This is a genomic window from Pseudomonas fluorescens, from assembly GCF_000967965.1.
Lineage (GTDB): Bacteria > Pseudomonadota > Gammaproteobacteria > Pseudomonadales > Pseudomonadaceae > Aquipseudomonas > Aquipseudomonas grandcourensis.
In genome coordinates this window covers 1-367 of the sequence record NZ_LACC01000060.1, presented here as the reverse complement: position 1 = coordinate 367, position 367 = coordinate 1, and the positions used below count along the sequence as shown (strand labels likewise).

Genomic DNA, 367 nt, shown 5'->3' with positions numbered 1-367 from the left:
CGCTTCGGAAACCCTGCTGACGCTGAACGGCAACGTGCTGAGCAACGACGTGCAAGGTGCCGATCGGGTGCCGCTCGGTGAAAACAGCGGCCCGATCACCCCCGGCACCTTCACCGGCACCTACGGCACTTTGGTGTTGAATGCCAACGGTACCTACACCTACACCCTCAACACCAGCGATGCCGATTTCAAGGCATTGCATGGCGGCGGTGACGGCACCGAAACCTTCACCTACACCCTCACCGATTCTGACGGCGACAGCAGTACTGCGAACCTGGTGCTGCAGATCCACAACAACGATGACCCGATCACGATTGGCGGTTTGAATACTGGGGGCGGCGAGTTGACCGTCTTCGAGAAAAACCTC

Annotated in this window: 1 protein-coding gene; it reads left to right on the top strand. The window is 59.1% G+C overall.

Annotated features, from left to right (window positions below; all coding sequences use genetic code 11):
• A partial coding sequence (locus VC35_RS27930; protein ID WP_046043950.1) for a VCBS domain-containing protein occupies nucleotides 1-367 on the top strand: 367 nt, incomplete at both ends.